This window comes from Sulfurovum sp. XGS-02 (assembly GCF_023213175.1).
Lineage (GTDB): Bacteria > Campylobacterota > Campylobacteria > Campylobacterales > Sulfurovaceae > Sulfurovum.
In genome coordinates, this window is the sequence record NZ_CP093312.1 from 394,708 (window position 1) to 420,948 (window position 26,241).

Annotated in this window: 28 protein-coding genes and 1 pseudogene; 13 read left to right on the plus strand and 16 right to left on the minus strand. The window is 41.5% G+C overall.

What is annotated here, in order from left to right:
* Positions 1-130: 130 nt before the first annotated feature.
* From MN086_RS02010 to MN086_RS02050, 9 genes are read left to right on the plus strand one after another with little or no spacing between them, the layout of a single operon-like run.
* Positions 131-604 carry an RNA pyrophosphohydrolase gene (locus tag MN086_RS02010; protein WP_248577075.1) on the plus strand — a complete coding sequence of 158 codons (474 nt, stop codon included), beginning with the start codon at positions 131-133 and terminating at the stop codon, positions 602-604.
* Positions 605-1,810, plus strand: coding sequence for an aspartate kinase (locus MN086_RS02015; RefSeq protein ID WP_248576394.1), 1,206 nt, complete (start codon positions 605-607; stop codon positions 1,808-1,810).
* A gap of 4 nt (positions 1,811-1,814) precedes the next feature.
* Complete coding sequence (locus MN086_RS02020) at positions 1,815-2,363, plus strand: HobA family DNA replication regulator (RefSeq protein WP_248576395.1); 549 nt, start codon at positions 1,815-1,817, stop codon at positions 2,361-2,363.
* On the plus strand, positions 2,360-2,974 hold the full coding sequence (locus tag MN086_RS02025; protein WP_248576396.1) for a DNA polymerase III subunit delta': 615 nt from the start codon (positions 2,360-2,362) through the stop codon (positions 2,972-2,974). Before MN086_RS02020 ends, MN086_RS02025 begins: the two co-directional genes overlap by 4 nt.
* Positions 2,975-3,001: 27 nt before the next feature.
* Positions 3,002-4,141 (plus strand): dihydropteroate synthase, encoded by a 1,140-nt coding sequence (gene folP, locus MN086_RS02030; protein WP_248576397.1) that lies wholly within the window; start codon positions 3,002-3,004, stop codon positions 4,139-4,141.
* Positions 4,142-4,144: 3 nt separating this feature from the next.
* Entirely contained in the window at positions 4,145-4,792 is a 648-nt protein-coding gene (locus tag MN086_RS02035) for a vancomycin high temperature exclusion protein (protein ID WP_248576398.1), read from the plus strand.
* On the plus strand, positions 4,789-6,735 hold the full coding sequence (gene ligA / locus MN086_RS02040; RefSeq protein ID WP_248576399.1) for an NAD-dependent DNA ligase LigA: 1,947 nt from the start codon (positions 4,789-4,791) through the stop codon (positions 6,733-6,735). The genes MN086_RS02035 and ligA overlap by 4 nt, the downstream gene beginning before the upstream one ends.
* Entirely contained in the window at positions 6,732-7,451 is a 720-nt protein-coding gene (locus MN086_RS02045) for a TlyA family RNA methyltransferase (protein ID WP_248576400.1), read from the plus strand. The genes ligA and MN086_RS02045 overlap by 4 nt, the downstream gene beginning before the upstream one ends.
* A 2-nt stretch (positions 7,452-7,453) precedes the next feature.
* Positions 7,454-8,272 carry a bifunctional riboflavin kinase/FAD synthetase gene (locus tag MN086_RS02050; protein ID WP_248576401.1) on the plus strand — a complete coding sequence of 273 codons (819 nt, stop codon included), beginning with the start codon at positions 7,454-7,456 and terminating at the stop codon, positions 8,270-8,272.
* Positions 8,273-8,305: 33 nt separating this feature from the next.
* Here MN086_RS02050 and MN086_RS02055 read toward each other — a convergent pair whose 3' ends face one another.
* Positions 8,306-10,150: a diguanylate cyclase domain-containing protein gene (locus MN086_RS02055; RefSeq protein WP_248576402.1), complete on the minus strand. Its 1,845-nt coding sequence runs from the start codon at positions 10,148-10,150 to the stop codon at positions 8,306-8,308.
* Between the two features lie 147 nt (positions 10,151-10,297).
* Here MN086_RS02055 and cmoA point away from each other — a divergent pair, with 147 nt between their 5' ends.
* Together cmoA and MN086_RS02065 are read left to right on the plus strand one after the other, a co-directional pair.
* Positions 10,298-11,005, plus strand: a complete 708-nt coding sequence (gene cmoA, locus MN086_RS02060) for a carboxy-S-adenosyl-L-methionine synthase CmoA (protein WP_248577076.1) — start codon at positions 10,298-10,300, stop codon at positions 11,003-11,005.
* A gap of 118 nt (positions 11,006-11,123) precedes the next feature.
* A complete protein-coding gene (locus MN086_RS02065; protein WP_248576403.1) occupies positions 11,124-12,470 on the plus strand; it encodes a class II 3-deoxy-7-phosphoheptulonate synthase in 1,347 nt (448 codons plus the stop codon).
* A gap of 1 nt (position 12,471) precedes the next feature.
* Here the strand turns inward: MN086_RS02065 and MN086_RS02070 are convergent, their stop codons facing one another.
* The 15 genes and pseudogenes from MN086_RS02070 to gatC form a co-directional block, all read right to left on the minus strand.
* Positions 12,472-13,662, minus strand: a complete 1,191-nt coding sequence (locus MN086_RS02070) for an ArsS family sensor histidine kinase (protein WP_248576404.1) — start codon at positions 13,660-13,662, stop codon at positions 12,472-12,474.
* Positions 13,659-14,312: a response regulator transcription factor gene (locus MN086_RS02075; protein ID WP_248576405.1), complete on the minus strand. Its 654-nt coding sequence runs from the start codon at positions 14,310-14,312 to the stop codon at positions 13,659-13,661. The genes MN086_RS02070 and MN086_RS02075 overlap by 4 nt, the downstream gene beginning before the upstream one ends.
* 67 nt (positions 14,313-14,379) lie before the next feature.
* On the minus strand, positions 14,380-15,717 hold the full coding sequence (locus tag MN086_RS02080) for a multiheme c-type cytochrome (protein ID WP_248576406.1): 1,338 nt from the start codon (positions 15,715-15,717) through the stop codon (positions 14,380-14,382).
* Positions 15,714-16,508 (minus strand): shikimate dehydrogenase, encoded by a 795-nt coding sequence (locus tag MN086_RS02085; protein WP_248576407.1) that lies wholly within the window; start codon positions 16,506-16,508, stop codon positions 15,714-15,716. Before MN086_RS02085 ends, MN086_RS02080 begins: the two co-directional genes overlap by 4 nt.
* Before the next feature lie 19 nt (positions 16,509-16,527).
* A complete protein-coding gene (locus tag MN086_RS02090; protein ID WP_248576408.1) occupies positions 16,528-17,934 on the minus strand; it encodes an anthranilate synthase component I family protein in 1,407 nt (468 codons plus the stop codon).
* Positions 17,935-17,940: 6 nt separating this feature from the next.
* Positions 17,941-18,840: an SPOR domain-containing protein gene (locus MN086_RS02095; protein ID WP_248576409.1), complete on the minus strand. Its 900-nt coding sequence runs from the start codon at positions 18,838-18,840 to the stop codon at positions 17,941-17,943.
* A 65-nt stretch (positions 18,841-18,905) separates the two neighbouring features.
* The gene (locus tag MN086_RS02100; RefSeq protein WP_248576410.1) at positions 18,906-19,058 is read right to left on the minus strand and encodes a hypothetical protein; all 153 of its coding nucleotides are present in this window, start codon (positions 19,056-19,058) and stop codon (positions 18,906-18,908) included.
* 159 nt (positions 19,059-19,217) lie between these two features.
* Positions 19,218-19,400 (minus strand): annotated as a pseudogene (locus MN086_RS11055) (DUF1882 domain-containing protein); the annotation flags it as partial.
* 9 nt (positions 19,401-19,409) lie between these two features.
* A complete protein-coding gene (locus MN086_RS02105) occupies positions 19,410-20,660 on the minus strand; it encodes a serine hydroxymethyltransferase (protein WP_248576411.1) in 1,251 nt (416 codons plus the stop codon).
* Positions 20,661-20,704: 44 nt separating this feature from the next.
* A complete protein-coding gene (gene lysS, locus MN086_RS02110) occupies positions 20,705-22,360 on the minus strand; it encodes a lysine--tRNA ligase (RefSeq protein WP_248576412.1) in 1,656 nt (551 codons plus the stop codon).
* Positions 22,361-22,489: 129 nt separating this feature from the next.
* Positions 22,490-22,927, minus strand: a complete 438-nt coding sequence (locus tag MN086_RS02115) for a Fur family transcriptional regulator (protein ID WP_248576413.1) — start codon at positions 22,925-22,927, stop codon at positions 22,490-22,492.
* A gap of 8 nt (positions 22,928-22,935) precedes the next feature.
* On the minus strand, positions 22,936-23,562 hold the full coding sequence (locus tag MN086_RS02120; RefSeq protein ID WP_248576414.1) for a CvpA family protein: 627 nt from the start codon (positions 23,560-23,562) through the stop codon (positions 22,936-22,938).
* A gap of 94 nt (positions 23,563-23,656) precedes the next feature.
* Positions 23,657-24,715: a type IV pilus twitching motility protein PilT gene (locus MN086_RS02125; RefSeq protein ID WP_248576415.1), complete on the minus strand. Its 1,059-nt coding sequence runs from the start codon at positions 24,713-24,715 to the stop codon at positions 23,657-23,659.
* Between the two features lie 13 nt (positions 24,716-24,728).
* The gene (locus MN086_RS02130) at positions 24,729-25,070 is read right to left on the minus strand and encodes an arsenate reductase family protein (RefSeq protein ID WP_248576416.1); all 342 of its coding nucleotides are present in this window, start codon (positions 25,068-25,070) and stop codon (positions 24,729-24,731) included.
* 9 nt (positions 25,071-25,079) lie between these two features.
* Entirely contained in the window at positions 25,080-25,370 is a 291-nt protein-coding gene (gatC, locus tag MN086_RS02135; protein WP_248576417.1) for an Asp-tRNA(Asn)/Glu-tRNA(Gln) amidotransferase subunit GatC, read from the minus strand.
* Between the two features lie 101 nt (positions 25,371-25,471).
* On the opposite strand from gatC, the gene MN086_RS02140 reads away from it, so the two are divergent.
* Both MN086_RS02140 and MN086_RS02145 read left to right on the plus strand, forming a co-directional pair.
* Positions 25,472-25,813, plus strand: coding sequence for a ferredoxin-thioredoxin reductase catalytic domain-containing protein (locus MN086_RS02140; RefSeq protein WP_248576418.1), 342 nt, complete (start codon positions 25,472-25,474; stop codon positions 25,811-25,813).
* A gap of 82 nt (positions 25,814-25,895) precedes the next feature.
* Positions 25,896-26,240 (plus strand): rhodanese-like domain-containing protein, encoded by a 345-nt coding sequence (locus MN086_RS02145; protein ID WP_248576419.1) that lies wholly within the window; start codon positions 25,896-25,898, stop codon positions 26,238-26,240.
* Position 26,241: the final 1 nt, after the last annotated feature.

Below are 26,241 nucleotides of genomic sequence, written 5' to 3' on the forward strand. Positions count from 1 at the left end.
TGGCACTGATTATCAAAAGAGACCTGTCTCTTTGCCTGCTTTGGAAGGAAAGGAGGCACAGTGCTAACGCAATAAAACCATTTGAGCTTTGTTGCGTCCTATGGAATTAGATAGTGAAATGAGTAAAAGTATGCAAAAGAAAAAGAGCTATAGGCCCAATGTTGCAGCTGTCATACTCTCTCCCAAATATCCGGACAAGTGCGAGTTTTTTGTAGCACATCGAAGTGATATCAAGAACGCGTGGCAATTTCCTCAAGGAGGTATCGATGAGGGTGAAACACCTCGAGAAGCATTGAAACGGGAATTGTTGGAAGAGATAGGCTGTGATAATGTAGAGGTACTAGGGGAGTTTCCGGAATGGATTACCTATGACTTTCCTAAAAAATCACGAGGTAAAACATACCCTTTTGACGGGCAGACACAAAAATATTTTTTGGTACGCCTTAAAGAGAGCGCAACCATCAATCTACAGGCGTATGATATTCCTGAGTTTGAAGAGTATGAGTTTGTAGAGTATGAACAGTTATTTAAAAAGGTGACCTACTTTAAACGTAAAGTCTATCGTAGGGTGATCGATTATTTTATAGAAGAGGGTTTGATATAGATGTTAGTTGTACATAAATATGGTGGTACAAGTGTTGGAGATTTGGATCGTATCGAAAATGTGGCCAACCGTGTAGTAAAAGCAAGAGAAGCCGGTAATGACATTGTGGTCGTTGTCTCTGCAATGAGCGGCGAAACCAATAAACTCATAGGCTATGCAGAGCACTTTACGAAGAATCCTGCAAAAAAAGAGATGGATATGCTGCTTAGTTCGGGAGAGCGTGTTACTGCTGCACTGCTATCTATCGCTTTACAGTCAAAAGGCTATGATGCCGTAGCCATGACCGGACGCCAAGCGGGTATCGTGACAGACAATACCCATACCTATGCACGTATCGAGTCTATAGATCCATCTGCAATGCAGGATGCCATAGGTGAGGGTAAGATCGTCATCGTTGCAGGTTTCCAGGGTATCAACAAAGATGGATCGGTCACGACGCTGGGACGCGGTGGTTCAGACCTCTCTGCTGTTGCATTGGCCGGATCATTAAAGGCGGACCAGTGTGAGATCTATTCTGATGTAGACGGTATCTATACAACCGACCCGCGTATTGAACCCAATGCAAAAAAGCTTGACACGATCTCTTATGATGAGATGTTGGAGCTTTCGTCACTGGGAGCAAAGGTATTACAGAACCGTTCAGTAGAATTGGCAAAAAAACTTAATGTAAAACTATACGCTAAAAGTAGTTTTAGCGACAATGAAGGTACGCTTATCACAAAGGAGAGCAATAGTATGGAAGAGGTATTAGTAAGTGGTGTTGTCCTTGACAAAAACCAGGCAAGAGTGACACTTAGAGGTGTTTCAGACAGACCGGGGATCGCAGCAGAGATTTTCACAATGTTGGCAGAGGCGAACATTAATGTCGATATGATTATTCAGAATATGGGTACTGACGGTTCAACAAATCTTGGGTTTACCGTACCGCAAAGTGAGCATGAAAATGCCAAAAAACTGATGGAAAGTTTTGACCATGATATCCAGGGGATGGATTTTGATGAGCATGTATGTAAAGTTTCTGTTGTGGGTGTAGGAATGAAATCCCACTCTGGTGTAGCTGCGAAAGCGTTCACTAAGCTTGCAGAAAATAACATCAACATACAGATGATCTCGACATCAGAGATAAAGGTCTCTATGGTGATAGATGAGAAGTACGGTGAGCTTGCCATCCGTACACTTCATGAAGCTTTTGAATTAGACAAGTAGCCTGATGCAGCAGCTGTTAAAGTGGACACTGGAGACCATTCGTGAAGAGGAGTCCTCTTTTTCATGGATGGAAGAGTACCGCTATGAGTGGGCACCTTTGGCCAAAAGTGCTGTTTCCCAGAGCATTGAAGGGAAAACAGCGCTTATCATTACGGATGAATTCCATGATTGGTTCGCTCACTATATCTTGAACCATATCAATGACCTGAAAAAAAACAGGCCGCTTCTTCCTTTCTTCTGTCTATCGACCTGTTTCCCTCATTTTAAAGAGATGAGATCGACACAGGACCTGCAACTGCTTGAAGATATGTTGGAGATCTCTTATCCTAACGGTTATTATATTTGGTATATAGGTAAGGGAGACCACCCTTACACCAAACTCGCTTACAGAAATGAAAACAGTTTTTTATGGGTCATGGATGAAGAGGTCCAGGACAGTTTTGCCCTGCGCAGTTCGGATCCTTTACTAGATATTAAACTCTTACAGCTCTTCAAACTTTTTGACAACACACTCTCAGCAGCACTTTTCGGGGACTTAGATCTAGAGTCATGAGACTAGTCAGCCAAGTGATCATCAGCAGCAATATCGATGACACAGTGATCCAGCTTGAAGGACTGCAGAAAAATGAACGTTTTGTGAAGATCATCAAAGAGGATAATTTCTTAGTTGAAGATGCAAAACTGGCGATAGAAAAGGCGCATATGGCCAGCGATGAGACCACGGTCATTATCCTTGCAGCGAAAACATTCTCTCCGGTGGTACAGAACAAACTGTTAAAAGTGATAGAAGAACCGCCACCTAAAAAAGAGTTTATTCTCATTACCCCGAACAAAGCGACGATCCTGGATACGATCCGTTCACGTTTACCTATTACAATACGTGATTCATCTGGGGAAGAGGAAGCTCTGGAGCTGGATGTTTCCCAGCTCTCTTTGGCTACGGTCTATGAGTTTGTGCAGACTCACAAACGTACAGATGCCAAAACGATGAAATCGCTTGTGGAACGCATCAGCAAAGAGGCTATCTATTCACAGGTGTATAACTTGGATGAAAAAACGCTAAATCTATTTTCGAATGCCTTTATCGCACTGGATGTAGGATCACCGCCGCCATTTGTACTGAATACCCTGCTTTTGAAACTTCTGGCTCGAAAAAAACGGTAAAATATAGTAAGACTCTAAAGGGGCTACATGAAAATCTATCAACTTGGACATATCACAGATAAAAAAGCAGCCCTTAAAGCACTGAATGTGGAGAGCGGGGGTGTGGATATTATGGCGAAGAAGATGGAACTTCTCCATTTTTTTATCAAAGACCTTAAGACCCCCGCTGCCAACATCCTCAAACAAGACGCCCTCAGTATAGGTGCAGAGCTTGCTGTACCCGGCGGGGTCATACTCTGTGAAAAACCTACCTATGACTGTATCCTTATGGGAACGAGAAAACATATGGAGATCCTTTCCAAAAAAGAGTTGCCACAGCCGTTTGGACTTAAAACTGTCGCTAGGGAGCTGAAGAAGTTTCTCTCCACAAAAAACTATCCTGTGCAGATCATGGGTGTGATCAATGCGAACGATGACAGCTTCTTTTCGGGAAGCAGATTTAAAGCGGAAGATGCCATTAGAGAGATCAAAGAGATGATAGACAAAGGTGCAGGTATCATCGATGTAGGTGCTGTCTCTTCCCGTCCGGGGGCAGATGAGGTCAGTGCAGAAGAGGAGTTGTCACGCATTCAACCCATTTGTGACATTATCAAAGCGGAAAAACTCTATGAAGAGGCAACGTTTTCTGTAGATAGCTATACGCCTATTGTCGTTGAGTATGCACTCAAGAGCGGATTTACGCTGATCAATGATATTACAGGGGCCAGTGCTGATGCCCTCATCCAGCTTGCAGTCAAATATGATGCCAGGCTTTGCATCATGCATATGAAAGGCACACCGAAGACGATGCAGAAAGACCCGCACTATGAGGATGTCATGGTGGAGGTCAGTGATTTTTTCGAGGCGCGTATCGAGAAATGTGAAGCACTTGGACTTGAGAGAAAAAATATTATTCTGGATGTAGGGATAGGCTTTGGTAAAACCCTGGAGCATAATCTGACCTTGATCAGGAACATGGCACATTTTAAAGTCTTTGGCTGTGAACTGCTGGTGGGTGCAAGCAGAAAATCGATGATCCATAAAATAAGCACTTCTACTCCTGAACAACGTTTGCCGGGTACTTTGGCCATCCATCTGAAAGCAGTTGAGAACGGTGCTTCGATCGTACGTTGTCATGATGTGGCTGAGCATCAACAGGCTTTGGCAGTCTTGAGAGCGATGCTATAATCCGTGGTACATATACTAAAGTGGATACTCGGTTCTGTCCTGTTCACAGTGATAGCCATGCTGGTCGTATATATGTTGATCTCAAAACAGTCAGAACCAAATATCTATAAGCGTATCGACAAAGTTCCGGCAAAAAAAGCTGCCTTGGTGTTAGGTACAGCAAAATATATGATAGGCGGCGGAAAAAACTACTTTTATACTTATCGTATTCGTGCTGCGGTCGACCTCTTTAAGGCAGGGAAGGTCAAAGCCATAGTGGTTTCAGGGGATAACAGTACCAAGTATTATAATGAGACAAGCAAGATGCAAAAAGATCTGATAAAAGCAGGGGTACCGAGCCGCTATATTACGCTTGATCCTTTTGGGTTAAGAACCCTTGATTCTGTGGTCAGAGCCGAAGCGATTTTTGACCTAAAAGACTATATAATCGTCTCTCAGAAATTTCACCTTGAAAGAGCGTTGTTCATCGCTAAAGCCAAAGGACAAAAAGCCATAGGTTTTATAGCAAAAGATATACCGGGTACGATGACTGCCTATAGGATGAAAGCTAGAGAGTATTTTGCAAGGGCAAAAGCTTTTTTGGATGTCTATATCCTGCATACCATGCCCAAATATGACGGAAAAAAAGAGAAAGTAAACTATAAACAATGACAAACGAACAATACCAAGAAAAGATCCAACTCCTTAAAAAATGGGCCCATGCCTACTATGTCGAAGATAATCCTGTTGCCAGTGATGAAGAGTATGACAGGCTCTACCATGAAGTGTTGGACTATGAAATAGAGCACCCCTCAGATGTGGCAGAGGATTCACCTACAAAACGTGTTGGGGGCGTCGTGCGTGATGAGTTCTCCAAGGCGAAACACATCAAACGTATGTGGAGTATGGAGGATGTTTTTGACCGCAATGAGGTGGTAGAGTGGCTGGAGCGTGTAGAGAAAAATGTAGGAGCGTGCGAGTATTTCTGTGAACCGAAATTCGATGGGGCGAGTATGAACCTTCTTTATGAAGGTGGAAAGCTTGTGCGTGCCATTACACGCGGGGATGGTGTGATCGGTGAAGAGGTGACAGATAATGTACGGACTATACGCTCTGTACCACTTACGATCGATTATGATGGACGTATCGAGATACGTGGTGAAGTGGTGATACGCAAGAGTGACTTTGAGAAGATCAATGAAGAGCGCATAGAAGAGGGGGAAAGCCTCTTTGCCAATCCGCGTAATGCCGCAGCGGGGAGTTTAAGACAGCTTGACAGTTCTATTACTGCGAAAAGAAGACTGGTTTTCTATCCATGGGGGCTTGGTGAGAACAGTCTGGAACATAGAAAACTCTCCGAGAAGATGGACTATATCTATAGTTTGGGCTTTTTAGAGCCGCCGTTTGCACAGGATTGTCAAGGTATTGAGGAGATAGAAGCCTTTTACCGTATGTTGATCGAGAAACGTGATGAGATACCGATGATGATGGACGGTATGGTCCTAAAGGTCGATGAGGTGTCCAAACAGGAGGAGCTTGGCTACACAGTAAAAGTCCCTAAATGGATGTGTGCCTATAAGTTCCCCGCAGTCGAGAAAGTCACCAAGATCAATGCGATCACGCTGCAGGTCGGACGTACGGGTGTGGTGACCCCGGTAGCAGAGATCGAACCTGTGAACATTGAAGGTGCGATGGTAAGCCGTGCTACCCTGCACAACTTCGACGAGATCGAGCGTAAGGATATCCATATCGGTGATGCTGTTATCATCATACGAAGCGGGGATGTGATACCGAAGATCATCAAGGTATTGGAAGACCGTAGAGAGGGAAGTGAAATAAGTGTTACACGCCCTACAGAGTGTCCTACCTGTAAGAGTGAACTGCTTGATGAAGGGACATTGATCAAATGTCAGAATCTTCACTGCCCTGACCGTGTGATCAACTCGATCATCCACTTTGCGAGAAAAGGGTGTATGAATATTGACGGGTTGGGAAGTAAGATCGTTGAACTGCTGGTTAAAGAGGGGATTATTAAAGATATTCTTGATCTTTATTTTATCACGTATGAAGACCTTGAACATCTTGAAGGCTTTAAAGAGAAGCGGATCAATAATCTCATAGGTGCTATACAGGCGACCAAAGGTGTACCGCTCTATCGTCTTATTAATGCGATGGGTATCGAGCATATCGGAGAGGTAGCGAGTAAGGCATTAGCACTGGAGTTTGGACTGGGCATTGTAGATGCAGGATTTGATGCTGTTGTAGCCATAGACGGTATCGGCGAAGAGATGGCAAATTCACTCCTGGAGTTTATGCGTGTCAACCACGATTTTGTCTTGCAACTTTTTGAAACGATAGAGCCTACCGTAGAAGAGAAAATCGAAGCAGAAGAGAACCCTTTCAAAGGTAAAACGGTAGTACTGACCGGGACCATGTCCGTCAGCCGCGGGGTCATCAAAGAGATGCTTGAAAAACTGGGAGCCAAGGTGAGCGGTTCTGTGAGTAAAAAGACAGACTATGTGGTCTATGGTGAGGATGCAGGGTCCAAGCTGACCAAGGCTGAGAGCCTGGGAGTGAAAACATTGACAGAAGAAGAGATGAGGCAAATGCTATGAGACTGGATAAATATTTGGTAGAAGAGGGTTACTTTGAAAGCCGTAACCGTGCAAATGATGCGATAAAGGCCGGGTTAGTCCTCATAGATGGCAAGAAGGCCAAGGCCTCAGCCAAAGTAGATGAAAAAAGTATCGTTGAAGTAGAAGATACAAAGTTTTATGTCAGTCGTGCAGCCCGAAAGCTGGAGAACTTTTTGGCTGAGCATCCGGTGGACTTTGAAAGGAAACAAGCGTTGGACATAGGTTCCAGTACGGGCGGCTTTGCCCAGATCGTACTGGAAAACGGTGTGGCAAGCCTCTCCTGTGTCGATGTAGGTAAGGACCAGCTGCATATCTCGCTGCGCAACAATGAAAAACTTTCACTGTATGAAGAGACAGATATACGGGAATTTCAAAGTGATGATGCATTTGAACTGATCACCTGTGATGTCTCGTTTATTTCTATATTACAGATCATAGATGATATAGATAGGCTTAGTCAGAAGGGTACAGATATTATCATCCTCTATAAACCACAGTTTGAAGTAGGCAGGGATGTAAAACGTGACAGCAGAGGTGTGGTACAGGATCTTGATGCGATAGCCAGACGAAAAGAGGCGTTTGAAATCCAGGCTGAAAAGTTGGGATGGGAGCTTTGCTATCAGGCACTCTCTCAGGTCCAGGGTAAAGAGGGGAACCAAGAGTATCTGTATCATTTTAGAAAGCAGGAGAATTAGCGTTGCCGTTGCTTAATCAGATCAAGCGTATCGCCATCGGATCATTTGACGGCATCCATCTTGGACATCAGGCGCTCATCGATAAGGTAGATGCATTGGTGATTATAGAGAGAAACAGCGGTTATCTGACACCAGGATATAAACGTTCGCTCTTTACTTCCAAAGTCTGCTGCTTTTACCATTTTGACAAGATAAAATCATTAACACCTGAAGCCTTTGTAGATAAACTTGAAGCTGATTTTCCTGCACTCGAAACGATCGTTGTAGGGTATGATTTTCATTTTGGTAAAAATAAAGCAGGGAATGGACAGATGATGAAAATGCTGACAGATAAAGAGATCTCCATCGTGGACCAGGTGACTCTTGGGGAGACACCTGTCCACTCTCGTATCATCAAAACGTATCTGCGTGAAGGAAAGATCAAACGGGCAAATCAATTACTTGGAAGAACCTATCATATAGAAGGCAGAGTGGTACCGGGACAGGGATTGGGTAAAAAAGAGTTGGTTCCTACGATTAATTTACATGTAAAAGAGTATCAACTCCCATTGGAAGGTGTCTATGCAACACACACATGGATCGATGGTCAACGGTTCGACTCTGTAAGTTTTTTAGGACATCGTGTGACAACTGATGACTCTTATGCAGTAGAGACACATATCTTAGATCAAGAGATAGCCGAAGTCAAAGGGGAGATCATGTTGGAATTTGTAGACTTTATTCGTATCAATCAAAAGTTTGACAGTCTGGATGCCTTGAGAGAACAAATCTTTGATGATATAAATGTAGCAAAAAAGAGATTATTACACAGTGAGGCCTAGAGAGGTTTGACCGATAATCTCTTTTAAAATCGCCTAGGTAGAGTAGTGTACGTCTGCTTCACCTAAACCTTTGTATTTTTTGAGACAATAGAGATCAGGATCTGTCTGAGAATACTCTATACGATTTTTACCGCCGTTCTTTGCTTTGTACATCGCGGTATCTGCAGACTTTATTAAGGCTTCTGGTGTCACACCGTCATCCGGATAGATCGAAGCACCGATACTCATACCTATAGAGATCGTATTCCCTTCGATGAGACAAGGTGTATGAGTCAGTGCATTGATCCTCCGTAAGATGTCGTCAAGATATTCAAAACTGTGCAGCTCTTCAACGAGAATGACAAATTCATCACCGCCGAAACGACATATGGTATCCTCTTTTCTTAAGATCCCTTGAAGAGCACTTCCTACTCTTTTGAGTATCTCATCACCTACGGTATGACCAAAGGTATCGTTGATCGGCTTAAAATTGTCCAGGTCACAAAATATGAGACTGATACATTTTTTGAACCTGTCTGCATGGTTGATCGCATGTTCCAATCTATCATTGAACAAAAGTCGATTGGATAGACCGGTAAGGGGATCATGTGTGGCTAGGTAAGCATGGTCATGTGCATCTTTTCTCTGGTGTGTGACATCGGAAAAGATACCGATAAAATTTTCGATCATTCCCTGAGCATTTTTGATCGTATTGATACTGAGCCACTCAATATAGATCTCACCATTTTTTTTACGATTAGTGATCTCTCCTTGCCAATATCCGTTCTCAGACAATTGGTTCCATATTTTTTGGTAAAAGTGGTTATCGTGTTTTCCGGATTTAAGGATCTTGGGATCTTTGCCTATCACATTCTCCAATGAATAGCCTGTAATGTCAACAAATGCATCATTCACATGTAGAATGCGGTTATGGCTGTCTGTGATCAAAACGCCATCCATGGTATGTTCATAGACCGCTGAAGACATCTCAAGTGATTTAAGGTTATCTCTGTTATTGATAGCGGCTCCGATGATGGATGCAGCAGTACTGAGCATTTCGACATTGGTAGATTCGAGTGTCTCTTTGTGTTCATCCCCGATACCCAGGAATCCCCACCATTTATCTTGTACAAAGATAGGCAATATCAGCAGAGAATTGATCTTAAAGAGATCCAGGAGTTTCTTTTTTGAGTTGTCATAATCCTCTCTGCTTCCATTGATAGGGAGGTTTTTTTCTAATTGGTTCTTCCATCGCATAAAATAGTGTTTTCGGTAGTGGATACGTTTTTTACTTTTTGCATCGGGGTTATCGTTGATATAGAGAAGTTTTTGCGCCGATAGGTTGTTTTCATCCTGATCATTCTGGTAGATAAATATGGATGACATGTCAGAAGCCTGTTTCAGGTTCTGCATCTCTTGTTTGAGTGCCTGCATCCAGTCTGATTGTTGTAAAAAATTATGGGACATCTCGTTGATGGCATGAAGAATATTCTGCTGTCTTTGGATCTCTCTGTTGCTGTGTCTTTTCTCTATAACATCATCATAAAGGCTTTGTATGGTTTTGGAAAAGCTTTTAGAGGCAAACGGCTTAGATAGGAACTGGTTCACTCCAAGCTCGATCGCTTTAAGGAGGATATCACGGTTTTCAAAGTCTGTAAAGATGGCTATCTTTACATTTTCATCGTTTTTTCTTATCTGCTCAACCATCTCCAGGCCATTCATGTGCGGCATATTGATATCAGAAAGGATAATATCCGGTTGATGTTCCTGATAGAATTCAAGACCCTCTAAGCCATTCGATGCCGTCAGTATATGATCTGTATATCCATATAACATATGGTTAAGTATAGAGGTAGTGGTTTTGTCATCATCTACAATAAGTATAGTTAATTTTTCCATATTTTTAATTCTAATCCCTTATCTCTAATTCTAATAGAAAAAGCTTTGATTTGGATGAAAAAAGATGAGATTTGCATATTTATCGCTTCAACTGATTTAGACTACTCTTTGAATATAATGATAAAAATAAATTGTAAAGAAAAAATGATGCAAGATAAAGTGTTTAATAAGCCTATAGAAAAGAAATTTGAATTTGATGAAGCAGTCGCGTCTGTTTTTGATGATATGTTGAGCCGTTCGGTGCCTTTTTATGATGAAGTACGCAAGTTGATCATCTCCGTGATACTTGCAGAACAAAAAGAGGGTAAAAAAGTGCTTGATCTTGGTTCCTCTACCGCAAAGTTCCTACTCGATCTTCACAGTAAAATGGATGTTAGGATGCAACTGAAAGGTTTGGATAATTCACAGGCAATGCTGGACAGGGCAGAGCAGAAATGTCAGGCTTTCGGTGCGGAGATAGAGCTGGAATTGGCTGACATGTTGACGTATGACTATCAAAATGAAGATATCATAGTGGCTAACTATACGTTACAGTTTATCCGCCCTATGCAGCGTGTGGAGCTTATCAAGAAGTTGTATAAGGGATTAAACGAAGACGGGTTGTTCATTTTTTCCGAGAAAGTGGTCTTTGAAGATAAAAAGCTTGACAAGGAGCTCATAGATATCTACTATGAGTATAAAAAAGGGCAGGGATACAGTGAATATGAGATTGCACAAAAACGCGAAGCATTGGAAAATGTACTGATACCGTTTACGATCAAAGAGAATATACAAATGTGCAAAGATGCAGGATTTAAGAGCGTTGAAACGATATTTCAATGGGCAAATTTCGTGACGTTTGTTGTGAAAAAGTAAATCTTATTCTTATCATAAAGTGAAGTTATTCACCCCTCTTTCACCCCTGTGAATAACTTGATTCCTTTTTTTCATTTTTTTTAGCTATAATCAGCCAATTTATTTTTAAGGATATACTATGAGTTGGACACCGAGCAGTTGGAGAAATTTTCCCATAAAGCAACAACCAACATATCAAGACCAGAAACTTCTTAAAAAAGTAGAGGCAGAGTTAAGTACTTACCCACCGCTTATTTTTGCAGGTGAAGCAAGAGACCTGAAAGAGAAACTGGCAAAAGCAGGACGTGGAGAAGCATTTTTACTCCAAGGTGGAGATTGTGCCGAAAGCTTCTCAGATTTCAATGCAAAAAACATAAAAAACCTTTTTAGACTGATGCTTCAGATGAACATGGTTTTGATGTATGGTACCGGTAAACCGGTGGTAAAAGTAGGGCGTATCGCCGGACAATTTGCAAAACCGAGATCTTCTGATTTTGAAGAGATTGATGGTGTGCGTTTGCCAAGTTACCGTGGTGATATCATTAATAGCATCGAGTTTACTGAAGCGGCAAGAGTACCCAACCCTAAAAATATGCTCAAAGCCTATAATCAGTCTGCTGCAACACTGAATCTTGTACGTGCTTTTGCAAGAGGCGGTTTGGCAGATCTTACTAAAGTACACCAATGGAACCTTGAGTTTATTAGAGACAATCCGCTCGGCAAACGTTATGATGCACTTAGTACGAAAATCGACCATGCGATGAAGTTTATGGCAGCATGCGGGCTTAACAGTGATACGCTGCCGCAACTACACCAAACAACACTCTACACATCACATGAAGCACTACTTCTCAACTATGAAGAGGCATTGACAAGACAAGACTCTGAGACCGGTGAATGGTATGACTGTTCAGCCCATATGCTATGGATAGGTGATAGAACAAGGGATCTCAACGAAGCACATATCGAGTACTTTAGAGGGATCAAAAACCCTATTGGCTGTAAAGTCGGTCCAACGATGGGAGAAGATGAGCTTATTGAGCTTATCGATGCATTGAACCCGGATAATGAAGAGGGAAGATTGAACCTTATCGTACGTATGGGTGCCGGCAAGATCAGAGAGTATTTCCCTAAACTTCTTAAACGTGTAAGAGATGAAGGGAAAAATGTCGTATGGTCTTGTGACCCTATGCATGGAAATGTTGAAAAGAGTTCTACCGGATTTAAAACCAGGGATTTTGATAATATTCTCTCAGAAGTAGAACAGTTCGTGGCTATTCATAAAGAGATGGGTACGGTTGCTGCAGGTATCCACTTGGAGATGACAGGAAATGATGTGACTGAGTGTACAGGGAGTACCTCTTGTGCCATTACGGATGAAGGGCTTGCAAGCCGCTACCATACGCAATGTGACCCAAGACTTAACGCATCTCAAGCCCTAGAGCTTGCCTTCATGCTTTCAGGTAAGGATGACGACGCTGAGTAAGCTATGCCAGCGTGAAGATATTTTCTCCATCTTCATGCTGATAGTGTAACTCCATGTGATGAATATCCAAAATACTCTTTACAATATAGAGTCCCAAACCTAACCCTTTTTTAGAGGCATGGAAAGGTTTGAAATAATTTTCTAACGGCTCCGGTAACGCTTCACCTCTGTTCTTGATTTTCAGGCTGCTGCCGTCTATGGTCACGGTAATATGTTTGTCGGTACTGTACTTGATACCGTTGTCAAGCAGGTTCTTGATCACGAGAGTGAAAAGTTCAAAATCAACTGATACACTATAATCTTTTTCAATGTTTGTTGTGATGAGACGTTTTGGATTCTCTATCATCAGCATATCTTCACTGGCTTCGAGCAGATCACTCATCTTGTAGGTTTTGATCGTCAGTTCAAAGTTTTTGGAAGTGATCTGCTCGATCTTTGCAAATTCATCTATCAGCAGGTTGAGTCTCTCAAAGATACTATGCATGCGGGCTTTATTTTTCTCATCTTCAAGCATTTCACTGACAAGACGCCCCTTGGCAATGGGTGTTTTAAGCTCGTGCATAATGGCACGTAAAAAGAGTTGACGTGAATGCAGAAGTTCGCGTATCATGGTTACAGCATGATCGAACTCATTGGCAACCTCGGCTATCTCATCTTCTTTATCACTTTTGCACTCTATATCCAGGTTACCTTTAGAGAAGGTTATGATCTGGCTTTTGAGTGTGGAAAGCGGTTGTAAACTTTTCATGATCCACAGATATAAAAAGATAATGAGAAGAAATACAGTAGAGAAAATAAGAACACGTTTGATCGGGAACTTTGGTTTATTCTTGTTTTCAAGTATGAGTTTAAACCTGTCATTGTTGATGATGATAATACGCTTTAAATGAAAGGTGTCTACCGCATAACGTTTCAGTTCACCTTTCTCTTTAAAGAAACGCTCTATCTGAACGACCATGCCTTTATCGGTAATGAGTGAAACATTCTGTGCTTCAAGATATGCCTCATCGATCTTCCCGTATTTTAAATAATAGGTATAGAGATAGTGGGAGATGGCTTGTTCTTGTGCAATATTTCTCTCTTCTATCATCGCATGATCATATTTGATAGAAAATATAAAGAGTGCACCCAGCAAAAGCAGTGTAACTGAAAATACCAGCCTTATTTTACTACGTAAAGAGGTAATGATCATACGAGTTTATATCCTACACCACGCACAGCCTGTATACGCTTGTTGTCACCCAGTTTGGTACGTATCTTTGAGATGATCACGTCTAGACTTTTCCCTTGCGAATCCATACTCATTGCCCTAGAGGTATTGATGATCTGTTCACGTGATTGTGTAATGCCCTGATGTTTTACAAGTAAAGAGAGGACTTCAAATTCAGCAGGTGTTAACGAGAGGGCTTCTCCTTTAAAATAGATCGTATCCCCTTTCAGTTCAAAATCGCTTTTAGGTGCGGCTACTTTGCCATGCTCTGATTTCGAGTAACGTCTGAGAAGTGAGGTGATACGTGCATACATCTCTTTTGGATCATAGGGTTTAGGCAGGTAGTCATCTGCACCCAGTGCAAAACCTTCCACTTTATCATTGATATCCGAACGTGCCGAGGAGATAATAATAGGAATATCATATTTTTCCACGACCTCTTTGCATACTTCCAGGCCGTCCATACCTGGCAGTGTAAGGTCTAAGATAAGCAGGTCATATTTCTTCACTCCCGCACTTAGTCCAAGATAGGGGTCTTCATAGTTAGTGACTTTGATGTCATATTGAGCAAGATACTCAGAGAGCAATTCCGCAAACTCTGTATCATCTTCGATCATCAAAATATTTATCATGGTTCACCTCATATAATATATGTTATTTTTATTTTAATGACTAAAGGTTAATTGAAGTCAAATAGCACTATCGGAAGCCGTCCGGGGGAAGTTCCAGTTTTTCCCATTCGAGCTTTCCCCACTCTTTCAGATTATTTTGCAGGCTATCAAGGGTTTTATCCTTATGGCAGGCGTAACAGGCATTTGTTTCAGGGGGCATGTGATAGGCTTTTGTCTGTGCAGGGTAGGTAAAACTGAAGAGATGTGAACGTACACTAAAAGGTGATCTAGCAGTATGTTTCGCGGTTTTGGGCATATGACACTCGATACAAGAAGAGCCCTTTGAATCATCCTTATGATGTGTATGCTCTTCAAGTGTATTCTGGTGTGGTCCTATGACAGAACCAAAAGAGTGACACTTCAGACAGGCAGCATTACCTTGCGAGTTTTGAGCCGTGTTTGTAAGCTTATGCGGATCATGGCAGTTGATACAGGTAATACCATGTTGATACATTCTATCATGAATATACTCATTTCCCTGGGTTCTGTATTTTTTGGCCGTACCGTTCGCCCAAAACTCTTCCGTCTCTTCTCCCAATGCAAAAGGGGCTGGGAGTTTGTAGCTTATCAATGGATTCCCCGGTTCGTATCCATCAGGATAATCTTTTGCATCCCTCCACAAATCTTCTATATGAATGTATGGTGCTTCAAGTCTTTTATCCCTATTTCTCATATGACATTGGAAACAGACTTCATTGGTACGTATCGGGTCGGTAAGGCTTGCTTTGAAGATGACACTGTCAGGATTTTCCGTATGTTGACTTCCAGGTCCATGACAACTCTCACAAGAGATAGCAGGCTCTATACGTTCACCCGTGGACATATATCCTGTAAAGTGGCACCCATCGCATGTATTGGAGGTTGGCAACTCTTTATTGTCATGAGGGTAAGCATCTTGGTACCACTCTTGATAGGGTGTAAACTCCTGCCATTTTTTTATCTCTTCATTCCACTGGTAGTTCCCCAATCTAAAGTCTTTTTTACCGTTGATGGTTTCAGGTATCATATAGCTTTGTGTAAACTTGGATCCTATCGTGTAAACAGCCTGGGCGAGTGTAAAGTCTGCACCGGAAGGTAATGCGGTAAAGTCTGCCACTACAGCATCGGGATTTACTTTGATATCTTGTATTATTTTGGAGTGTAGAGAAAGTATCCAGTCATGATGTTTCTCTTCATGACACTTTTTACATTCTTGGGAACCGACAAAATGCGCACCTTTTTGTTCTTTGGGTTGGAGGTCAAGATTTAAACTGATACGTGTTTTAGTCAATTGCGTGTAGTAAGGGGTGATTTTAGGCAGGTTACCCCAAATAATTCCTGCGACCATAAGCAATAAAAGAGTAAAGCCTATGAAAATTTTTTTCATAAGATAAATGCTTTCTTCATATGTGCTTTTATCTCCTCAAAGGTAAAAGCATGCTCTGTAAAATACTCAAAAGCGATGATACCCTGATAGAGCAGCATATCAGATCCGTCTTTTGTCGGTTTATTGTGTTGTTTTGCAAGTTTTAAAAAAGGGGTCTCTTTCCCGTAGATCACATCTACACAGGCCTTTGCAGTGGGTATGACTGCATCGAGTATCTCGGAAGGACAAGGAAGTGAGTCATCTTCAAGTCCCGCAGAGGTCATATTGATAACCAGGTCATAAGGCTTTGGCTGAAAATCATCAAAGGTATGTGTCTCAAATCCGTGCTCTTTGAAGTATGTGAGCCTACCACCGCTGCGATTAAGAATCGTTACTTCATAACCTGCTTCTTTGAGTATGATAGAAGTGGATTTCGCTGTACCTCCCGCACCTAAAAAAAGTACTGTCTTGGCACCTTTGAATTCTGAAATGGCTTTTAAGAAACCCGGAGCATCTGTATTGTATCCATAGAGTTTTCCCTCTTTTTCAACGATCGTATTGACCGCACCCACTTTCTGTGCAAAAGGATCCAGTACATCACAGGCAGCATAGGCATACTCTTTATGGGGTACGGTAATGTTGATACCTTTCAGGCCAAGTGAGAAGAAGGTTTCTTTGAGTTTGCTTCCCTCTTCAAGCAGGTAACGGGCATAACAGCCGTCAAAATCCAAGCCCTTAAAAGAGAGGTTGTGCATCAGTGGGGACTTGGAGTGAGACACTGGGTTTCCAAAGATGGCAAAGAGCTGTTTCATAGGGATATTTTGCCCATCTTTAGAGTCTCTCCATCTCTTTGAGTGTAGAGAGCAGTGCACCCAGTTTATTTTTCACTTCGAGGTATTCGAGTTCCGGTTTTGAATCTGCAACCACACCGGCACCGGCTTGTAGGGTAATAGAGTCCGGTTTGATCAGTGAAGTACGTATGGCGATGGCTGAATCCATGTTCCCGTCAAAAGAGAAGTACCCTACAGAACCAGAGTAGAACCCACGCTTTAGTCCTTCATACTGTGCAATGAGCTTCATGGCTTCTATTTTTGGCGCACCTGTCATGGTTCCTGCAGTAAAGGTAGCGGCGAAGAGGTCAAACATATCTTTATCCTCTTGTAACATCGCTTCGACATCCGATACCATATGCATCACATGAGAGTATTTTTCCACACGCATCATATCAGTCACTTTCACAGTACCTGTCTGTGCCACACGACCTACATCATTACGTCCCAGGTCTATAAGCATAAGGTGTTCTGCACACTCTTTGGGATCATTGAGCATCTCAATTTCCAGTTCTTTGTCCCGTGCTTTATTTTTGCCTCGTTTTCGCGTACCTGCAATAGGACGCAGAAGTATCTCTCCTTCTGTCAGACGTACCATCACTTCGGGTGAAGAACCGCAGATAGAGAAGTCTTCATAGTCCAGCAAGAAAAGATAAGGTGAAGGATTTTTAGAACGCAGCACCCTGTAAAAACTTAAGGGGTCTATCTTCCCTTTCTGTGTATATCGGTTGGCTAAAAGTATTTGGAAAATATCTCCGGATCGTATGTTCTCTTTAGACTCCACAACCAGTTCTTTAAAACGCTCTTCATCGATACTGAAACTCCCTTCACCCTCAAGTTCTACCGGCTTCAGAGGCATCGGTGTACATGAGTTTGTCAAGATCGCCTCAATAGCACTCACTTTTTCTTTGATAGAGTCATCATTCAACAGTATGGTGAGTGTTGCACTCTTGTGTGAATAGGCAATGATGATCTTTGGGCGCACCAGATCAAGATCAGGCGTATCAAGTGGATCAAGCAGTTCATCCATACTCTCTTCAAGTACCGGTTCAAAGACTTTGACCATATCATAGGCGATAAAACCGATAAATCCATCAACAAAAGAGAAGCCGAGTTCCAAAGCTTTTTCTTTATAGGCAGCTTGGTCAACACCTTTATAATATGTTTTTAAAAAAGTGAAGGGGTCCTCTTTTAACGTTTTTTTATGACCGCTTTTGTCGGTATAGAGGGTTGTTTTGTCTTTATAGCTGAGGCGCTCTTGTGCACCTACAGTGATAAAAGAGAAGTTCCCGTCACTGGTATTGACGACACTCTCAAAAAGCATGGTGACTTCTTTGGGAAAAATCTCTTTTATTTTCCCATAGAGTGCAACAGGAGTGAGTTGATCAAAAAGTATTGTTTTATGCATTGTTATCTACCTTGTTGTTATAAAAGCATGTTTATGTATACGGTCTCTCACATCGATGAGAACACGGTCAACAGATTCTCTATCGCTATAAGGACCTATGAGTAATCTTTTGATACCGCTTCTACTAGGTTTAGTCATGATATATTTGTATCCATTGTTTTGAATGACCGATATAAAACGTTTGCTTGGTTGTTGTCTATAGGCACCTACTTGTACATAATATCTTCCTGTAGAGACCATTTTAGGCACAGATTTGGAGGCTACAGGTCTCTTGACCGGTTTTTTCACAGAAGTAACCACCGGTGTAGGTGTCTTTATTGTTTTGGGCTTGACTGTTTTTTCTTCTTTTACCGTTACCGTTGGTTTTTCAATTGTCTTTGCTTCGTAGGCTATCTGTTCAGCTTTTCTCTTCTCTTGCATTTTTTTCCAATAGGCGATATCGGCAGCATCTTTTGCTTCTTTCTCTTTGAGCGCGAGTGAAGACTCTTGAACCATATTTTCTTTGCTTGTTTGGGACGCAGGCGCTTTAATCTCTTGATCCTCTATATCTGAGAGCAGAGTTTCTTTTTGAACGACTACAGTCGATTGTTTAATGCTCTCTTTTTTTGTTTCAACAACCGGTGCTTGAGGTTTACTTTCGATCACATTTGAAAGTGATGGTTCCTCTTTCACTTTTTCTGATTTAGGTGTCTCTTTCAACTGTAGCTCTGGGGCTATCAACTCTGTTGTATCCTCTTCAAAAGCAAGTCGATTTTGATCTGGCGTTTTAAGTAAGATCTTAGTGAGTATAATAGCCACTATCAATACAACGATCAGTAATGCGATAATGGTTAAAAGGCTTTTTGTTTTACTGTTTTTAGGTTCGATATTATCGATAATCAGGTCATCAAGATTGTGATCATGCATAGGGGGAGGGTCTCCAGATATAATTTTGTATTGATTATATCATATTTACATATATTATTTAAATGTTAGAGTCTATTATAGGGCAGTGTGACGATATTGTATGCTTCGGGCAGTGTAACCGAAGGTAAACATTTCCACTTTTTGGTCATTTTCTCTTTGAGCGCATTTGAAAGTCTCTGAAGTTGGGCATCTGCCTCCTCTAATGGAAGGTTTTCCACTCTTATAAATACCTGCAGCCGTTCGATATCTTTACCTTGATAAATATGATAGTCTGTAATATTGAGTGTTTTAAAGAGGTGCTTTATAAGATGTTGAAATCGTTTGTGCTCATCTCCTTTGTATTCGATCAGAAGATAGTTGGTATGGTTCTCTTTCAGTAAGGGTGCTGCAATACTGAATTGTCTATTTTGGTGTTGTTCGAACAGCAGCGGTGTAAGCGGTTCATTGATGCGTTCAAATTTGGCATAAAAGGTACGATTGCTGAACTGAATCTGTTCTACAATCGTATTTCTTTTAATGTAATAATGGTCATCAAAAAGATCTAGATCAAAAACTTTTATTGTTGTACCTTAGTAGATTGGTTTGTCATAGATCACAAAATCTTGTGCCAGAACTCTCATCTCTTCTTTGATTGTTGCATGCAGTGCAGCATCATTGATATTGTCAAGTACATCAGCAATCTTGTTTGCAATGAGTTCAAACTCTTTCTCTTTCATCCCTCTGCTTGTAAGTGCAGGAGAACCGATACGTACACCCGAAGTCACAAAAGGACTTCTTGTCTCACCAGGAACAGTGTTTTTGTTTACGGTGATACCTGCTGCTCCAAGCGCAGCATCTGCATCTTTACCGGAGAAATCCTTATTAAGGAAAGAAACCAGTACAAGGTGATTGTCGGTACCGCCTGATACTACATCATATCCTCTTTTCATAAGTACATCGGCAAGTACTGCTGCGTTTGCTTTTACTTGTTTTGCATAGACCTTCCATGCATCGCTGAGGTTATGTTTGAATCCAACAGCTTTTGCAGCGACTACATGTACAAGTGGACCACCTTGGAGGCCAGGGAAGATAGCTGAATTGATCTTTTTGGCGATTTCCTCATCATTTGTCATGATCATACCGCCACGAGGTCCTGCAAGTGTTTTATGTGTAGTCGTCGTTACAACATCCGCATAGGGGAATGGGCTAGGGTGTTCACCCGCACATACCAAACCGGCAATGTGAGCGATATCTGCAAAAAGGATAGCACCTACTTCATCAGCGATCTCTCTGAATTTTTTAAAGTCTATCTCTCTTGCATACGCAGAAGCACCACAGACGATGATCTTAGGTTGTACAATCTTAGCGATCTCAAGGACTCTGTCATAGTTGATACGCCCATCAAGCTCTACACCGTAAGTGAAAGAGGAGTAGTTTTTACCAGAAAAACTTGGCTTTGAACCATGCGTCAAGTGACCACCGTGGCTGAGGTCCATTCCAAGTATCTTCTCCCCGGCTTTAAGCAGTGCTGCATAGACAGCTCCATTCGCCTGTGAACCTGAATGCGGTTGAACATTGGCATAGTTACAGTTAAAAAGTTCACATGCTCTGTCGATAGCAAGTTGTTCTACGGTATCAGCAAATTCACATCCACCATAATATCTTTTGTATGGGTATCCTTCAGCATACTTGTTCGTGAACACAGAACCCATCGCTTCCATTACAGCAGGAATTGTAAAGTTCTCACTGGCGATCATCTCTAAGTGATCTGTTTGTCTTTCTCTTTCATTCTCGATCGCTTCAAAAATCTCTGGGTCAAATGTTTCTATGGCATAACTCATAAGGTGTCCTTTGTTAGGTTTATTAGTGGATTTATATCCAAATTTTACTTTTGCTTCTCTTGCACTCTTTGTTTACAGGCAGCGACATCTATACAGAACATACCCTTGCCTTTTTTGGCAGGTTTGAGTTCAATTAGATTTTCGTTTCCACACTTTTTACATTTACTATCTGGCGCACAGATCGGTGCAAGCTCTTCTCTCGGTACTTCCGGTTTCATAGCCGGGAAGAGAAGTACATCACGGATACTGTGTTGGTTGGTAAGCATCATCACAAGTCTGTCTATACCGATACCCTCACCGGCAGTCGGCGTCATACCGTAGCTTAGTGCTTTCACGTAGTCGGTGTCCATATGCATCGCTTCGTCATCACCGGTCGCTTCTTTGGCATCGACTTGTCCCTTAAATCTCTCATACTGGTCAATAGGGTCATTCAGCTCAGAGAAACCATTGGCGATCTCTTTACCTGCCATGAAGAGTTCAAAACGTTCAGCAATGTCCGGATTCTCATCACTTCTTCTAGCAAGTGGCGAGATATCTACAGGGAAATCGGTAATAAACGTAGGGTTGATAAGCTTTCCTTCAACAAACTCATCAAAGAGTTCAGCCTGCAGATATCCCAAGGTAAGGTTAGGATCCACTTTGACATTATGCTCTTGGAGATACGCCAATGCTTTTTCCTTATCTTTGGCAACCTCTGTAGGTACTCCACCTATGGTTGTCAATGATTCGATGTACGGTATTTTCGCAAATGGGGTTGTAAAGTCTATCTCTACCTCACCATAAGGCAATTTTCTCTCAAGACCGAGGTTTTCAAAGAGATAGTCAAACAACTCTTCTGTGATCTCCATCAGTTCGATATAGGTTTTATAGGCCCAGTAAAACTCGATCATTGTAAATTCAGGGTTATGGGTATGGTCCATCCCTTCATTTCTAAAGTTTCTGTTGATCTCAAAAACAGCTTCCATCCCACCAACGATAAGACGTTTGAGGTAAAGTTCAGGTGCGATACGAAGATAACGTTCTACATCCAGCGCATTGTGATGTGTGATAAACGGTTTTGCATTTGCACCGCCAGGGATAGGGTGCATCATCGGTGTTTCTACTTCCAAGAACTCTTTATCTTCAAAGAATCTTCTTACCATTGAAACGATCTTGGATCGCATCACAAAGTTCTCTTTGACTTCTGGGTTCATGATCATGTCAAGGTATCGCTGTCTATATCTAAGCTCCTGGTCCTGCAGCCCATGGAACTTTTCAGGCAGCGGAGAGATCGCTTTGGAAATGATCTTCATATCTTTACAGTGAAGTGTAAGTTCACCTGTCTGTGTCACAAAAGGGTATCCTGTTGCTTCGATGATATCACCGACTTCAAAAAGTTTCTTTGCTACATTGTTATAAAAACCTTCCGGAAGTTCATCTCTATTATAATAGATCTGTACTAAACCTTGTGCATCTTCTATCTTTGCAAAAGCAGCTTTCCCCATGATACGGATAAATTTGAGTCGTCCTGTTAGTGAGTAGGTTTTGTTCTCATCCTTTTTCTCATCACTCTCTTGCTCTTTGATATAAGCACACTCTTCTAAAAACTGTGTTGAAGGGGTTCCTTTCTGTATTTGGTTCGGGTAAGGATTGATCCCTTCTTCTCTTAGTTTTTCTGTTTTTTTGATTCGTTCTTGAATATATTGATTTTCAAATATCAAGCTCTCTCCTGTTATTGATCTAGTTATTTCATGTCGATAGAGCCAAGCCCTATGGACTATTTTGACGCTGAGACTGCTTTTAAGGCTATCTCATACGATTTTTATATATTATGAGCGGGTTCTGTCTGTCTATTGGCACTTCTCACAAAGACCGGTGATCTTCATCGTATGGTCAGTCATTTGAAAGTTGAACTTTTTTGCTATCGCCTCTTGTCTCTCTTCAATCGTTTCATCGTAGAATTCTATAATATTACCACATTTTGTACAGATAAGATGATCATGGTGTTTTTTAAGCCCAAGTTCATATTTTTTGCCTTGTACGCCAAAAGAGATAGAACTTGCGATCTCTGATGTTTCAAGCAAAGCAAGTGTACGATATACGGTAGCAATACCGATATTGACATCGGGGTGTTGCTCTTTCAGTAGGGTATAGATATCCTCAGGTGTAAAATGTCCGTTGTTTTCGTAAAGGAACTTTAAAACAAGCTCTCGTTGTTTCGTGAACTTAAGTCCGTTTTCTTTCAGAAGGGTTTGGAACTTTTCTAAAAGTAGAGGATATTCAATCATACGTACCCTTATTGTTCTATAGTAGTATTCGTACTATTGGTTTCGGTGATCGAAGTATTTGTCTCAACGGAAACATTCGTTTCATCCGGAGCAACGACTTCTTTTGTATCTGAAACAGTCAGTCCCAGATCAGAGGTGTCAAGGTTGATAAGGTATGAACCTGTTGCTCTAAGGTAAGGATAAAGTACAGAATCATTGATGTACTTTTCCAAATTATCTTTGATCAGTGTGACATTCGATAAAGCAGTCACGATCAATGCAAAAATAAGGAAATACTTCCCGCCTCCTGCAATGAAACCAAAAAGACGATTGAGAAAACCTAGACCGCTTTCACTGGTTAGTTTGGAAAATATCGTCCCAAGGATAGTAGCACTGACCCAAATAATGATCAAAATGGCAAGGAAACCGATAAGTTTTAATAGGGATGCATTCTCTAAAGGTAAAAAGTTCGTATCAATAAATGTCGCAGCTTTATCAGAGAGTCTAGAAGCGAAGTAGACACCGCCTACCAGACCCAAAAGACCAAAGATCTCTTTGATAAATCCCTGCATAAAACCTTTGATCCCGAGTATCAGTACAATGGCTGAGATGGTGACATCAAAGTAATTAAAATCCATCATTGAAAAACTTTCCATTGAAAAATCCATATTATCCCCTGTTTTTACTATAGTTTTTGCGTATTGTATCTATATCTCTCTAAAAATGTTTTTAGAGAGGTTTTTGTGATGATCATATTTTTCCAGAAAGTTCAGCCGGTCTGTTGGCATACTGCATAGCAACGTCACGGCTTATCTTCCCATCTTTGAGGAATTTAAGCAGTGCCTGTGTCTGCGTCTGCATACCTGTATCACCTTGTCCCAGTTGCATTTGTGAATAGATCTGGTGTACCTTATCTTCACGAATGAGGTTTGAAATCGCGTGATTGGTTACCAAGATCTCAGAAGCAGCGACACGGCCTCCACCCAACTTAGGGAGAAGCGCCTGTGCGATAACAGCCACCAGTGAAGAGGCAATCATGGCTCTAATCTGCGGTTGTTCATCCCCTGTAAATACATCGATGATACGGTTAATGGTTCCCGGTGCCGAAGAGGTATGCAGGGTACCGAATACAAGGTGACCGGTTTCAGCCGCAGTAAGCCCGGCTTCAATGGTTTCCTTATCCCTCATCTCCCCGATCAGTATGATGTCGGGGTCTTGACGCATGGCATATTTCAGTGCTGTAGCAAAAGAAGCAGTATCTTCACCTACACCTCTGTGAGAAAAGACAGATTTTTTGTTCTGGTGGATAAATTCCACTGGATCTTCCACGGTAACGATGTGTTTTTGTTCATGAAGGTTGATCTCATTGAGCATGGCAGCCAGTGTGGTTGATTTACCAGAACCTGTCGGCCCTGTGACCAAGATAAGCCCTTTTTCTCTCTTGATAAGACTTTTATAGACTTCAGGCGCACCCAGATCATCCAAAGAAGGTACATCAATAGGAATGATCCTGAATGCAGCGGCAGTGTCCCCTAATGTACGATAGTAGTTTGCCCTGAATCGCCCGATACCAGGAAGCAAGAGTGCGAAGTCCAGTTCATCATGCTCTTCAAATTGTTGTTTCTGTTTCTCTGTGATAAGAGAGTAACACATCTCCTCGATATCCTCCCCTGTGAGTGCAGGAAGATTAACAGGTTTAAGTACACCGTCGAGTCTTATCTGCGGTTCTGTCCGACTTACGAGGTGGAGGTCAGACGCACCATGTGTAACAACACTCTGAAGCAGTTTTTTGATATCAAAAGCAGCCATGATTATCCTTTTATTAATGTATGGTTTTTAGATATTGAGACTCATTATACCCAACTATCACCTTGTTATCAAGCGTAATAACGGGGCGTTTGATGAGCATGTTCTCTTTTGCAAGCCATTGTTGTTTATCTTCATCAGAAAGATTCAGTTCTTTAAGTTTTAAGGTGCGGTAGGTCGTGCCTCTGGTATTGAAGAGGGTTTTGATATCGGTATGTTCTAACCATGAATCGATAGTCTCCTGCTCCACTGGTGTTTCACGAAAATCTATAAACTCATAGTCTATCTCATGGGATTTAAGATATTTTATCGCTTTTCTGACACTGTCACAATTTTTTATACCATAGATCTTTAACATGTAATTCACTTATTCAATGATCGCTGGTACGATGAAAAAGTCATCATTTGCCTGGGGTGCATGAGAGAGGATATCTTTGGCAATATCATCGGTTTCTCTAGGAGTATCAGCTCTTAAAGGTGTTCCACCTTCAAGCGTTGAAAAGGAAGCATCTAAGGCTTCGGTATCAAGTTCATTGAGATTATCTACATAAGTCAGGATACCTGAGAGTTGTTCGATCACTTCTTCTTTTTTAGAATCGTCGATCTTTAAGTGTGAAAGTTTTTCAAGTTTCTCTAAAACAGTGTGATCAATTTGCATGATATCCCTTATTTATGGTCTATTTTTATAATGGCTATTATTATATATTAATTTAGTTTAAGATATAACTACAAGTAAATAACAGATAAAGGGTATAAACGATGCAGAAATTGGATATGAACTCAGAAGAATTTAAAGCAGAACTGGTAAAGACAAAAGCGTTTACGGATAAAGTATGTGAAAGTAAAGGGTGGGTTTATAACAGCAATGAAGAGGTCAATGAAGCCATAATCATGGGGCTCTCACGCCACAAACTACTGTATGGAAAAAGATTCTGTCCATGTTTCATGGTTGAACCCGATGAGTCAAAGCCGGGTAAATTCAAAAGTGTGGATGACAGGATCTGTCCATGTAAACCTGCGATTGAAAAAGAGCTCCCTGAAGATGGTATATGCCATTGTCAAATCTTTTGTACACCTGAGTACCGTGAAGCAAATAGTTAAGCAAAGAGTATTTTTAACTTAACAGCAAGTTATAATTTTGATTGACTATAATACCTGATTATTTTAGTCAGGAGAGCACAGTATGCAAGAGTTACTTGAAAAAGATGATATTAATTCGGAAGAATTAGAAATTTTATTGGAAGCACGCGATGAAGGGAAAGTAGATTTCCTTTTGGTCGATGTAAGAGAAGAGATGGAGTATGACATGGGCCATATCAAAGGTGTGGACATGCTGAAACCTACGACTGCTTTTCAACAATGGGCACAAGCGTTTTTTGATGAGACCAAAGAGAAGAAAGTCATCTTTACCTGTCGTACAGGCAGCAGAAGTGGACAGGTACAACATGTATTTAAGCAACATGGACATACAGGTGCAGTGAACCATTTTGGGGGTATCGTGACCTACCAGGGTGAAATAGAAAAATAAA